The organism is Paenibacillus sp. FSL H7-0350 (assembly GCF_038593195.1).
Taxonomy (GTDB): domain Bacteria; phylum Bacillota; class Bacilli; order Paenibacillales; family Paenibacillaceae; genus Paenibacillus_AQ.
This window is the reverse complement of record NZ_CP151972.1, coordinates 5,031,772-5,044,212: the sequence shown is the minus strand read 5'-3', so window position 1 is coordinate 5,044,212 and position 12,441 is coordinate 5,031,772. Positions and strand designations below refer to the sequence as shown.

14 protein-coding genes are annotated in these 12,441 nt (G+C 54.2%); 3 read left to right on the top strand and 11 right to left on the bottom strand.

Annotated elements, in window-relative coordinates:
* Positions 1 to 53 precede the first annotated feature (53 nt).
* On the top strand, positions 54 to 836 hold the full coding sequence (locus tag NYE24_RS23055) for an MBL fold metallo-hydrolase (protein ID WP_341028533.1): 783 nt from the start codon (positions 54 to 56) through the stop codon (positions 834 to 836).
* A gap of 198 nt (positions 837 to 1,034) precedes the next feature.
* Here NYE24_RS23055 and NYE24_RS23050 read toward each other — a convergent pair whose 3' ends face one another.
* The 8 genes from NYE24_RS23050 to NYE24_RS23015 all read right to left on the bottom strand — a co-directional run bounded on the left by NYE24_RS23050 (position 1,035) and on the right by NYE24_RS23015 (position 8,257).
* Positions 1,035 to 1,931, bottom strand: coding sequence for a phosphotransferase (locus tag NYE24_RS23050; RefSeq protein WP_342479284.1), 897 nt, complete (start codon positions 1,929 to 1,931; stop codon positions 1,035 to 1,037).
* Positions 1,932 to 2,245: 314 nt separating this feature from the next.
* On the bottom strand, positions 2,246 to 2,710 hold the full coding sequence (locus tag NYE24_RS23045; protein ID WP_036695274.1) for a DUF420 domain-containing protein: 465 nt from the start codon (positions 2,708 to 2,710) through the stop codon (positions 2,246 to 2,248).
* 36 nt (positions 2,711 to 2,746) lie between these two features.
* Complete coding sequence (gene ctaG, locus NYE24_RS23040; protein WP_342479283.1) at positions 2,747 to 3,655, bottom strand: cytochrome c oxidase assembly factor CtaG; 909 nt, start codon at positions 3,653 to 3,655, stop codon at positions 2,747 to 2,749.
* 28 nt (positions 3,656 to 3,683) lie between these two features.
* On the bottom strand, positions 3,684 to 4,007 hold the full coding sequence (locus NYE24_RS23035; protein ID WP_036695273.1) for a cytochrome C oxidase subunit IV family protein: 324 nt from the start codon (positions 4,005 to 4,007) through the stop codon (positions 3,684 to 3,686).
* Between the two features lie 4 nt (positions 4,008 to 4,011).
* Entirely contained in the window at positions 4,012 to 4,638 is a 627-nt protein-coding gene (locus NYE24_RS23030; RefSeq protein ID WP_036695272.1) for a cytochrome c oxidase subunit 3, read from the bottom strand.
* Positions 4,635 to 6,482 (bottom strand): cytochrome c oxidase subunit I, encoded by a 1,848-nt coding sequence (gene ctaD / locus NYE24_RS23025; protein ID WP_051493522.1) that lies wholly within the window; start codon positions 6,480 to 6,482, stop codon positions 4,635 to 4,637. The genes NYE24_RS23030 and ctaD overlap by 4 nt, the downstream gene beginning before the upstream one ends.
* A 128-nt stretch (positions 6,483 to 6,610) precedes the next feature.
* Entirely contained in the window at positions 6,611 to 7,660 is a 1,050-nt protein-coding gene (coxB, locus tag NYE24_RS23020) for a cytochrome c oxidase subunit II (protein WP_036695271.1), read from the bottom strand.
* 408 nt (positions 7,661 to 8,068) lie between these two features.
* Positions 8,069 to 8,257: a hypothetical protein gene (locus tag NYE24_RS23015; RefSeq protein ID WP_019913840.1), complete on the bottom strand. Its 189-nt coding sequence runs from the start codon at positions 8,255 to 8,257 to the stop codon at positions 8,069 to 8,071.
* 487 nt (positions 8,258 to 8,744) lie between these two features.
* Here NYE24_RS23015 and NYE24_RS23010 point away from each other — a divergent pair, with 487 nt between their 5' ends.
* Together NYE24_RS23010 and NYE24_RS23005 are read left to right on the top strand one after the other, a co-directional pair.
* The gene (locus NYE24_RS23010) at positions 8,745 to 9,083 is read left to right on the top strand and encodes a hypothetical protein (protein WP_342476755.1); all 339 of its coding nucleotides are present in this window, start codon (positions 8,745 to 8,747) and stop codon (positions 9,081 to 9,083) included.
* Positions 9,084 to 9,176: 93 nt separating this feature from the next.
* Positions 9,177 to 10,112 (top strand): diacylglycerol kinase family protein, encoded by a 936-nt coding sequence (locus NYE24_RS23005; protein WP_036695269.1) that lies wholly within the window; start codon positions 9,177 to 9,179, stop codon positions 10,110 to 10,112.
* 216 nt (positions 10,113 to 10,328) lie between these two features.
* On the opposite strand, the gene NYE24_RS23000 is transcribed toward NYE24_RS23005, so the two are convergent.
* Genes NYE24_RS23000 through NYE24_RS22990 form a run of 3 tightly spaced genes read right to left on the bottom strand, consistent with a single transcriptional unit; the run spans position 10,329 to position 12,369 of the window.
* Complete coding sequence (locus tag NYE24_RS23000) at positions 10,329 to 10,634, bottom strand: hypothetical protein (protein WP_342476754.1); 306 nt, start codon at positions 10,632 to 10,634, stop codon at positions 10,329 to 10,331.
* 49 nt (positions 10,635 to 10,683) lie between these two features.
* The gene (locus NYE24_RS22995) at positions 10,684 to 11,502 is read right to left on the bottom strand and encodes a TrmB family transcriptional regulator (protein ID WP_036695266.1); all 819 of its coding nucleotides are present in this window, start codon (positions 11,500 to 11,502) and stop codon (positions 10,684 to 10,686) included.
* A gap of 36 nt (positions 11,503 to 11,538) precedes the next feature.
* Entirely contained in the window at positions 11,539 to 12,369 is an 831-nt protein-coding gene (locus NYE24_RS22990) for a zinc ribbon domain-containing protein (RefSeq protein ID WP_036695265.1), read from the bottom strand.
* Between the last annotated feature and the right edge of the window lie 72 nt (positions 12,370 to 12,441).

Sequence of the window (12,441 nt, the reverse complement as noted above, 5' to 3'; positions counted from 1 at the left end):
TCTTGCAGGATCAGACGGGTATACAGTATCTTTAATTATTGGAGGAATGTGTAATGGATGATTCTTGGTTCACGGTTACAGCAATCGATAATTCAACCTTCGCCATCAGCGAATACGGTCATTGGGAACAGGTACATTCCTTCCTGTTACTCGGAGCAGACCGGGCTGCACTGATCGACACAGGGCTTGGCATAGGGAATATCCGCAGCATCACCAGCCAGCTGACCAGGCTGCCCATAGATGTCCTTACTAGTCATGTTCATAGTGATCATATAGGCAGCCATGGAGAATTCGGGCGGATTCTGGTGCATGAAGGTGATCAGCACTGGCTGATCCATGGTATCCAAGGCTTGTCTCTGGAGCAGATTAGGCGGAATATCGGCCGGGATATCACACGCCAGACACCTGCGGGATTCACTCCCTCTACCTACACACCTTTTCAAGGGGAACCGGCAGGATTGCTCCATGACGGAGATACGGTTGACCTGGGCGGCGGACGGATCATCACGGTATATCATACGCCCGGGCATTCACCAGGCCATCTATGCTTCTTTGATAATCAGCGGGGGTTTCTCTTCAGTGGCGATCTGCTCTATGACACCATGCCAGTCTACGCCTTCTACCCTTCCACGAATCCCGCTGAACTGACGCGCTCCCTGATACGCATTTCAGAGATTAGCGGCGTCCGCAAAGTATACGGCTCACATTATACTCTTGGACTTGAACCTGAGATTCTTCAAGAAGCAAAGTGTGCGGCTCTATATCTGCAAGAGCAAGGGCTTGATCATTTTGGAACAGGAATCCACCGATTCAATGGTTTTAGTGTACAGTTCTGAACGCAGCCGGTGGCGTTAAGTGGATTTTGTCCATCTATTTTGACGGCACCGCCCCATTCACGGACAACAGTTGGAAAAAACGACATTTAATTTCTTCGATTCCGTCCAATTCGATGATTTCCGGGGAATTAGGTGGACTTTTTCCAATTGCTTACCTGCAAATATCCGCATCGCTGGAATTAAGTGTGCTTTTTCCAACTATGATCCTTGCCCCTCTTCGCCGAACCCATCGATTAACGAAATCCCCTTGGTAATACGCACTGTACTCTCCTGCAAGAACCCACGGGTCCAATCGTCAGCCTGTGTTATATCCCAACTCCGGTGCATGCCGACGACTACGATAATTTCACGCAGTTTAAGAAACAAATCCAGTTGACTCTTCCAGCCATCGGGGAGCTGCCGGCCATCCTCCGTGTAGCCTAGCTCGAAATGCCGGATAAAAAGCTCGTATTGCGCCTTACGTTCAGACCTCGAATCTTCCCCAAATACATATAGTAAATAATAGAGCTGGATAGCAATATCCTCGGCATACCAGCTGTACTGACACTCATCGAAATCAAAAAGCGTGATCCGCCCTGACTCATCCACTGAGAAATTGCCTACGTTGATATCCCCATGAATTAAACCAAAATCATCTGAGGTGACAGGAAGACTGGCCAACTCTGCTTTTAGTCCATCAAGGGCATGTATAATGGGCCCAAGCTGTGCCGGTAAATAATCTTTCGCCCGCATAAGGTATTCATTAGTCTCCCAGGTATGCCTTCTGGATACCGGTTTGTACCGCTTAGTCAGTTCATGAAGCCGGCCTGTAATACGGCCACATTGTTCATATAGCATCGGGTTCCCCAGGCATTCCGGATATCCAATCTTCTTGCCGGGTGCATAATTGAACGCTGCTGCGTAAAAATCCATCGTATTCCCATGAATACGCTCAACGTCCTTTCCATTCACCGATCGAACCGGAGCTGAAACTGACACCCCTTTCTCCGCTAGGTAACGAATCCATTCGATTTCGGCTGCAACTCCCTCGGAGGTACGAAGTGTCCCCGGAGTAAAGCGAAGAATATATTGGGACTCACCGAGATATAAGAATATATGAAGTTTTGAAAGCCTCCAATGAAGGTCAGATCCTTGGGGCTAATCCCAAAGCGCCTAGCACCTTCAGCAGCATGTTCGTCCAGAAACATTCGTTTGATGTGTGGGTCCATGTTTTCTCCTTAATGATTGAAATTAAACTGCATTGTTATTCTTAACATTTGGCGAGTGCAATCCCACGCGCATTGTAATCGGTTTTTCGAGTACATTTCGCCCACTCCAAGCCCCTAACCCAAAAAAAGCCCGCCCCTCCCCCGCAGCAGCGGCAGATGGACAGGCTTCTCCCCTATTTCAAGGCATCTCTTCCCTTCGGATTACGCGCCCAGGATGATTTCCCAGACTGGCTTGGTATGGCCGCCCGGATAGAAGATATACAGCAGTACATAGACGGCAACTCCGGTGATGGCAGTGATGAACCAGATGACAGCGGTCACTCTGCCCCACTTGCGGTGCTTGGCATACTTGGCCTTGAAGCCGAGCGTCAGCGTGGTGATGCCGAATACAGCAGCGACGGTAGCCAGCACGATGTGGAAGATCAGGAAGACATGGTAGATCGTCGTCAGCTCATCCGGGCCGCCCCAGGAGGTATTGCCTACGAACACCGTTCTTGACGAGTACACCAGGAAGAACAGAATCGCTGCCACTGCAGCCGCAATCATCGTCTTCTTGTGCGCTTCGCGTTTGCCTTGAATGATCTGTCTCCAGCCGATTGCCACCAGCACCGCGCTTATGACGATGAACGATGTGCTGATCGTAGGAAACAATGTGAAAATATCCATGAATATCCCCCTCGGTACTTACCAGCTCATTATAGTTCAGACCTCCTCCGCCAGTGCAGAGGGTGACGCGGACACATCTGTGTCCTCTTGTCCGTTCTCTTTTTTATACCAATGATAGAACACATAAGCAAGCATCGAGGCGAAAATAAATTCCTGAATAAATTTCATCACGATGCCGCCAACCTGCTGATCTACCTTGGGGGAGAGAGATCCAAAGAAGCCGGGACCGCCAAAAGCCTGCAGTAATGCAGCCGGACTCTGCGGAACACAGTAGCCCATCGCCTTCGCCCAGGTGCCCGGGTCGCTATATGTAGCATAGAGGGGGGAGCCCGCAAAGATTATCAGCCCGCAGGCCGGTGTCAGCAGCACCATGTTCAGAAAGATGAAGCCCACCTGCCCCAGACCGCTAAGCGCCCGGTATTCCGGCAAGGGGTTGATCAGATTCCACCACATCAGCGCCGAGGTCAGGAACAGGACGCCATAATACAGACGGTGAACGGTGAAATGCAGCATGACATAATCATGGATGGCGGGGATATGGTAGAGCGAGAACAGGCCATTGAAGAGCAGGGCCGCCACCACCGGCTTAGCAAGAAAAGCCAGTCCCTTCAGCGGATTCACCCGCAGCAGAGCGCGCCAGCACCAGTCGGGAATACCGAGCATAATCAGCGGAACCGCCACCAGATAGGATAAGGCCATACTGACCATATGGAAGGAAAATAAGATATGTCCCAGCAGACTGACCGGTCCCCCCTGCGCCAGATAGAGGGCTAGTATTCCGCATAAGAACAGCCCCCTCCGCCAGAAGGGGACTGCAGTGCTGCCCTCAAAACGGGAGGCCAGCGGACCGATCAGCACAAAATATCCGGCAGTCAGGAGGAGCATCAGGGCCAGAAACAGCGGACTCCATAGTTCCGTAAAGCTGAAATATTGCAATCCCGATATCATCCTCAAGACCTCCCCGGAGATAGAATCAATCCCACCATACCCAATAGAGTGCCATTACAATACAGGTGCCTGCGATAAAAAAACCGCCCAGCATGAAGATAATCGGGATCATATGCCCTTTGTCCTTCAGATGCATCCAGAAGCCCATCTGCAGGAACACCTGCAGCACAGCCATTACCAGCAGCAGGATGATCGCAAAGGTAGCATTCACCCCTCCGGCTGCCACCGCGGCAAAAGCGATCAGCGTCAGCACCACGGAGAACACAAACACCACAATATGCCGCTGCGGTCCTTCCGGACGGTGCCGGTGCTTCACCGCAGAATCTGAAGAAGGCTGCTTCGTCGTCATGGCTTCACCCCACCTTTCCGAGCAGGTATACGACTGTGAAGATAAAGACCCATACCACATCAATGAAATGCCAATACATCGCCGACACGTAGATCTTCGGTGCAGTAACGACCGTCAAGCCTTTATGCAGCAATTGTCCGATCAGCACGGCAATCCACAGAATCCCGAAGGCAACATGGGCACCGTGGAACCCGACCAGCGTATAAAAGGCCGAGCTGAACGCACTCGTCGTCATCCCGAATTCCTCATGCCGGATATATACACTGAACTCGTAGATCTCCAGGATCAGGAATGCAAGGCCAAGCAGGACGGTCACCAGCAGCCAGTTCCGGAGCTGGGCCACATTTCCCCGGTGCATGGCCTGAATGGCGAACACACTGGTCAGACTGCTGACCAGGAGGAGAAGGGTCGCTGCTGCAACCAGCGGCAGGTGGAACAGCTCAGCCGCCGTGGGTCCCTCATTCGTCTGATTGCGCAGGGCCAGGAAGGTAGCGAACAGGGTGCCGAAGAGCACCGCTTCCCCCCCGAGGAACAGCCAGAAGGCCAGCACTTTGTTGCGTCCTTCCAGGGTCGCTTTCTCAGGTTCATGCGGGAGTATACCGTCCGCCGCTTCAGCATGTGCCGTTGTCATCTCTGCTCACCTTCTTCCAGCTCTTCGGGTTCAATATGCCAGCCGTGATCGTCGAACAGCGACCGCATCAGCATCGATCCGAAGGTAATAAGAAGCCCCAGCGCCGTAACAATATAGTTATTGAACAGGAAACTCATGATGCTGCTGCTGAATTCATCGCGGCTGAACATGAAGCCAAGGCCCGCAATGAAGATACCGACGGACATCAGGAACGGCAGAATCGTGGCTGACGGCATATGAATCGGGCCAATCGGCTCCGCAGGAGTCATGGCTTTATGCCCGGCCATTTTCTCTTTCCAGAAGGCATCCAGGCCCCGCACCAGCGGCGTCTGCTTGAAGTTATATTCCGGCGGCGGCGAAGGTATCGTCCATTCAAGCGTCCGCCCGTCTTCCCACGGGTCTTCCGGCGCATCCGCCGGCCGTCTGGAGGTCAAGAATACATTTATAAGGAAGATAATCATGCCCACTCCCATCAGGAACGCTCCCACTGTACTGACCAGGTTGAGCGTATCGAACTGCTGGTTCGGCAAATAGGTGAATACGCGCCGCTGCATCCCCATCAGCCCCAGGAAATGCTGCACGAAGAACGTTAAGTGGAACCCGATAATGAAGGTCCAAAAGGTCCACTTGCCCAAGGATTCGCTGAGCATGCGCCCGAACATCTTCGGCCACCAGTAGTGCAGCCCGGCGAACAGCCCGAGCACTAGACCGCCGACAATGACGTAGTGGAAATGCGCCACCACGAAGTACGTATCATGGAACTGGAAGTCCGCCGGCGCGGAAGCCAGCATCACCCCGGTTACCCCGCCCATCGTGAAGGTAGGAATGAACCCGGCCGCGAACAGATTCGGAGTCGTGAACCGTACCTGTCCGCCCCACATGGTGAACAGCCAGTTGAAGATCTTGATCCCGGTCGGAACGGCAATCAGCATGGTAGAGACGGAGAATAAGGCGTTAGCTACCGGACCAAGGCCGGTGGTGAACATATGATGCGCCCAGACCATGAAGCCCAGGAAGGCGATCAGAATCGTCGCAAAAACCATGGAGCTGTACCCGAACAGCCGCTTGCGCGAGAAGGTCGGAATGACCTCGGAGATGATGCCGAAGGCCGGAAGAATCAGAATATACACTTCGGGATGGCCGAAGATCCAGAAGATATGCTGCCACAGCACGGGATTGCCCCCACCGTCAACATCGAAGAAGTTGGCATCCAGTATCCGGTCGAAGGTAAGCAGGACAAGTCCTACGGTAACCGCAGGGAAGGCAAATAGAATAATGGCTGAGGTAATAAAGGTAGCCCAGGCGAACATCGGCATCCGCATGAAGGACATCCCTGGCGCGCGCATCGTAATGATGGTAGCCAGGAAGTTAATCCCGCCAATCAGGGTGCCGAGACCGGCAATCTGTAGTCCTATCGTATAAAAGTCCACTCCATGCGAGGCGCTGTAGCCCTTACCTGATAGCGGGGTATAAGCCGTCCAGCCCGCATCAGGCGCGCCGCCCATGACCCAGCTCAGGTTCAGCAGAAGACCGCCGAACAGAAAGGTCCAGAAGCCCAGCGAGTTGAGAAAAGGAAAGGCGACATCCCGCGCGCCGATCTGCAGCGGAATCACCGCATTCATCAGCGCGAAAATAACCGGCATGACTCCAAGAAAGATCATGGTCGTGCCGTGCATGGTTATCAGCTCGTTGAAGGTCTGGGCATCCAGGAAGGTATTCATCGGCTTGATCAGCTGAATACGGATCAGGATTGCCTCCAGGCCACCGATGCCGAAGAATAGACCTCCGGCCCATAGATACAGGATGGCTATTTTTTTGTGGTCGACGGTGGTAATCCAGTCCATCAGCCCGGTATGCCGCTTGGCGCTGTGGCCGGGCTGCAAGGGCTGGGAGGGCTGCAAGGATTGCGCTGCGTGAGCCAAGGTATGTACCCCCTTATCAAATATGCTGCTTCCGCTTCAGTCATAAGCCCCTATTCCAGCGTATAACCGGCCAGATATTCGGCAATGCCGTCGATCTCTTCATCACTTAAGCCCATATCCTTCGGGTTCGGCATCTTGTTGCCGGGCTTCACACTCTGCGGATCATGCAGCCAAGTCTTCAGATTCTCCAGGATTGGCGCCCCGTCTTCACGGGTGTCATCATTAAGCAGAATTCCCGCAACCGATTCACGGGAGCCAATTCCGGTCAGGCTGGGAGCCACCGGTGATGCGGGCATGCTGCCAATCGCGTGGCAAGTCAGGCACTGGGACTTGAACTTCTCGGCCAGTACCGGGTCTTCCGGCATCACCGACTCCGGCGCCTTCATCGAAGCCACCCACTTGTCAAAGGCCTCACCGCTGACCGACTTCACCTTAAACTCCATGAACCCGTGTGAGGGTCCGCACAGCTCCGCGCATTTCCCCCGGTAAACGCCTTCATTCGGCGCACTGAAGCTGAAGCGGTTCACCGTGCCGTCGGGATTGGTGTCCATTTTCCCGGCAAGCGAGGGTACCCAGAAGGAATGCAGCACATCCTTGGTACTCAGCTCGAAGGCAATATGCTTGCCAGTAGGAATAATCAGATCCTGCGCGGTCGTTATTCCGTAATCCGTATATTCGAACTCCCACCAGTACTGGTGGCCGGTCACCTTGACCTTGATGGCGTCCTTGTCATCCGAATGATCATTGCCGGCAGCGAACACCACCTTCACCGTGGGAATCGCCAGCACAATGACGAGAATAAGCGGGATGACCGTCCACAGCACCTCCAGCTTGAAGCTGCCCTCCACCTGCTTCGGAATCTCATCCTGATCCTTCTTCCGGCGGAAGCGAATCCATACATAAGCCGCAATGGAGAAGACGATCAGCAGCACCACGATCATGATCGTGATCGACAGCTTCATCAGTCCGTAAGAGCTTTCCGCTACGGGTCCCTGCGGTCTGAGTACCGACAAGTCCTCCCGCCCGCATCCGGCCAGAAGGAGTCCAAGCGCTGCGGTCATGGGAAGAAGCCGCTTACCAGCCTGCCACGTTTTCATCATTGATCTACCCCGCTTTTCCCGAATTCGTAGATTAGAGTATTTTCCTGTCAATTATAACAATCACTATTAATATAAGTTCGGCCTACGGTTTTGTCAATCGTTCACAACAAATTCACAAAATCATTTTTAAATCGCAGAAAGCTTGTCAACACTGATTTTATAAGCGCTTTCATTTTTGCTGGAAAACTGTTAAACTACTTCTGAAGCGTATTCATATGTATTTGTGTCTAAACATTCATTTGACATACGAAGACAATCTGCAAAGGGCATACAAAAAAAACCGATTCCAGAAACAGCAGGCTGCCCGGGCACGGTTTATGAGAATCCTCATGGATGTTATCGCTTGAATGTAGCTTACATATATAGTTGTCGGTATCACACAGCACGAAACAGAATCTGGCTGCTTTTTCAGGAGACGGAAGAATTCATTCTAACCAGCTCATGCTCCACAACCATGGTCAGCTCTTCCTCATAACCTCCCGTGATCCGATACTTCCGGACGTACTCTTTCACAAATTTCTTGGGATCTTTGGGCCGGAAAATACGTGTCATTTCCCGTAGACTTTCCTTGACTTCGTTATGACCTTTACTTGCCATGATCAGTTCCCTCCCAAAACATTGAAAATGAATGCTCCGTTGTAGAGAATGCATGATGAAAAGTTCGCCGTAACCTTGAAATGCAAGTTAACAACCATTACACATACGCGGCTTGCATTACCCGTCCAGACTACCATTCCAGTAACTTGGAATTCCGCCTTGCCGGTGAAGCAGGTTCGTCGTGATTTGGGCTGAGAGTAAGGATGTCCCACTGCAAAGACACCTTGACACTTTAATTACCCGAAGAGCCACTTACTGAATCACTCCTTTCGGGCCTTATCGTTATATTGTATCATATTCCAGATGAACTTCCACCTTTCCATGTAAAAATGCAAATGGAAATTTTATATAGTATATGCTTGCCCTCCCGTTTGTGAACCTGAACATATTGTGCTCCCTTTCCCCAGAAATTATTGGATAGCATCTCCGCACGGCTCATACTTTGCCTGGACACCTCATAGGCTTGTAGGGAAGGAGAGTGAGCCCTTTGTCGCCTTTCAGATCTTCGACCGGACTGCCCGATAACATTGCTGCCGCTTTGTGTTATTTCTTCCCGTTTATCGGGGCGATTATTTTCCTCGCACTGGAGAAGCGCAGCCGCTTCGTTCTGTTCCACTCGCTTCAATCCCTGATTGCCTTCGGAGTGCTTATGATCGCTCATGTGCTCAGCGGCTTCATTCCGCTTCTCGGTGATGTGGTAGGCGCCCTGATCTCCCTTTGCAGCTTCGCGGTCTGGCTCCTGATGATCTACCATGCCCTGGGCAGCAGATGGTCCAAGCTCCCTTGGGTCGGGGAGATCGCCGAAAGCCAGCTGCGGCAGCTGTAGCTGCAGCGCCGCAGAAAATAGTTTCCCTTTTGCCTGCCCGCTCCTTACAATGGGATAAGACAAGCAGGAATCTACAGGCTGGGGGAAGCATCCATGTATTTGTTCATCATAAATTCCCGCTCCGGCGGCGGAGCGGGGCGCCGGACCTGGCACACCGTACAGGCCTTGCTTGCGGCGCGGGCTGTTCCCTATGAAGCGCTGTTCACCCAGAGCGCTGACAGCGCAGAGAGTCAGGTGCTTCAGGCGCTGGCCCGCAGCGAAGACTGGCGCGCTGCCATCGTTGTCGGCGGCGACGGCACGATCCACAGTGTGCTAGGCGCACTGCGGCGCAGGAATGTCCCGCTGGGTGTCATCCCGGCGGGTTCGGGCAATGACACCGCGCGCGGGTTCAGCATCCCGCTCGCGCCCGAGGCAGCGCTGGATCATGCGCTGCAGGAGCGCTGGATCGAAGCCGATCTGCTCAACGCGGCAGGTAGCCTCACCCTGACCGCGGTAGCCAGCGGCTTCGACGCGCAAGTGGCCGTCAATGTGAACGGCAGCCGCTACAAGCGGCTGTGTAACGCCATTGGCGCCGGGCGCCTAGCCTATATCATCGGCGTTCTGCATACGCTGATGACCTTCAAGCCCTGCCGCGTCAGCGTGACCTGCGACGGCAAGGAGCAGGCCTTCGATCAGGCGTGGCTGGTCTCGGTCTGCAACCTGCCCAGCTACGGCGGCGGGCTGCTGATCTGCCCGCAGGCGGAATCAGGCGATGGCCTGCTTGACGTCTGCGTCGTGCACGGGGTCAGCCGCGGGCAATTGCTGCGGCTGTTCCCGACGGTGGTGAAGGGCAGGCACACGAAGCTGCCCTATGTCACCATGCTTCGCGGTCGCAGCGTAGCCGTCCACTTCGCGCAGCCGCGCCACGCCATCGGCGATGGCGAAGCGCTCGGCACGGCGCCGCTGGCCGTGGCTTGCGAGCCGGGCGCGCTGCGCGTGCTCTCGCTGCTGGCGGCAGCCGGGCCCGGTTCCAGTCACGCCAGCATCTAGGGCGGGCATCGAGCCTCAAACACTCGAAGTCCGGCCTTAGCTCCAGAGTCAGGGGTCCTGCGAAGGCTTCCTGTAACACAAATAAAACAGGCCCTGCGGAGAGTGATCCGGGGGGCCTGCTTTTTTTGTGCTGCTTTTATGCTATTATTCATCCAGATGATTAATCAAATTGTAGCATCAAGCTCCATTACTTCCAGGCGGAGCCTGCTTTGTCATCTACAGCCCTGTTGGTTTCTGGGGCAGTAAGTTGCCGACAATCGACTTCAGCTCACCCTCCGGCTTGCTGTTTTTCATCCCGTTGTCAAAGCTGGTAATGCGGATCTCGGAATAACTTTCTCCCGGAGCCACTGGCTTGAAAATCCATTTCTCCCGGTTATCCAGCCGGACGTTGAACTTCATGTCCTTGAACATCTCCACCAGCTCCCGTTCTTCCGGGGTCTTGCCCTCTTCAAGGAACAGCAGTCCGCGCAGCGGCTTGACGCCATCTGCATGCTGCACTTCAAAATGTACAATACACTCCATGCTTGTCACCTCCCTTGCTTAGTGAACTTGGGCACTTACTACCCCAGCCCTATTCCTCCGGCTTTTCTCCGGATTCCTCCTGATCATGCAGCACATATTTGCTGTAGATCCGGCTGTAGCGCTCCCCGTAGCGCCGCTGCAGTTCGGGGCCCATATCTTCCTCAAGCTCGAACAATACCAATTCCTGTGTAAAAGATTTGAGCAGCAGCTCCACCAGCACCGGATGCTCAGTAATCACAGCCTGGGCGCTCCCGTCCTCATAACGCATGCCGAGCATGCACCAGCTCCGGTCCACGACGAAGGAGAACTTCCGGCCTCCGCTGCGTTCCGGCTTGCCCGGCAGGGGCGGCCATACCGGATAAGGTGCCGGTACAGCGTCACCGCCGTCAAAAGCCCAGAGCAGCTTCACTCCGCGCTTCTCCGCCTGCTCAAGCTCACTGCGCAGCAGCGAGGCTTCCTCCCGCCACACATCCACTACAATCTCCTGAGCGGCAAGATTCAGCTGGCGGACCAGCTCTCCAATTACATTCCGGTCACCCTCCACGTTGTAGAAGGAGGGGCTGACCGGGCCCCCGCGCGGCATTTCACTCTCCATATAAGCAAGTGAGGCCTGCACCCGGCCGGATATCATCGTGGCCAGCTCTTCCGGGTCCAGCACACTGTAGCGTGCCGGCTCCCCTTCTCCGCAGCGCACGTAGCCTTGCTGAGTCAGGCGCTGAAGCGCCGCGTATACGTTCGATCTTGATACTCCTAGCTGCTTTGCCACTTCGTAGCCCGAAGCCTGGCCCTTGGTGGCCAGCTCAACCATAATTTTGGATTCCATCTCTGTGAAACCCAAATTGCGCAGATGCAGCAGCAACTGTTCCATCTATGTTGTCCCCCTAAGCTGTCAGTACTACACTGTCTATATTTGTTCCGAGCCGCAGCGCGGGCACCACATGGAGCCCTTCGGCAAGTCGGCGCGGCAGATCTGGCAATTCACGACCTCCCGTGTATCCACATCTCCGGCTACCCGTTCTTCGGCTGGCTCACTTGCTTTCCAGTCCCTGATCCGGCGGTCCAGCTCCAGTTGCCGCTCCCGTTCCCGTTCCAGCTCATCCGCCTCCCGGCGGCTCCGGTCAGAACCTGAAGCCATCCGGTCGACTTCCTCCAGCTCTGCCTCTTCTTCCAGTTCAGGCAACACCTCCGCGTACTGCACACGCGCTTCGGGTCTTCTCGCCAGCTCCCGTTCCGCTTCGGTCAGCTCTTCCTCGCCGTAGTACTGGTCTTCCTCATCTTCATGCTCCAGCACCGTATGTACGGTAACCGCAGATGGCGCTGCGGTAGCGGCAGCCGCGGAAGACGGTTCTTTACGCAGTGAAATCTCCTTATCTTCCGGCTTGCGTGGTTCCAGCTTACGTCCGCAATGCGGACAGAAATTGGCATCCAGCCCTACGATCTGACCGCAGGCGCACAAGCGTTCATTCCTCAGTTCGGCAATTCTTGAGCGTACGTCCTCGATCTGCTCCTGCAGCTTGTTACAGCCCCGCGCAAGCTCGATCATCTGGCCTTCAGCCACCGACATATCCCTTGAACGATACCCCTCGTAGAACAGCTTCCCCATTTTCAGAAATTCAACCTGCATCTCATGCTCAATATCTGAAATCTGCCCATTCAGCTTGCTCACTTCCACCGAGCTTTGCGCTTTTTCACTCACCCGGCTGGCACCGTCTTTAATGCGTTGCAGAAAATTCATTGTAGTTCCTCCTTCTCCAGAGTGAGAATAGGCTGATTCGCAGCCGCGTATATCCTTCCATTCCGATTGCCG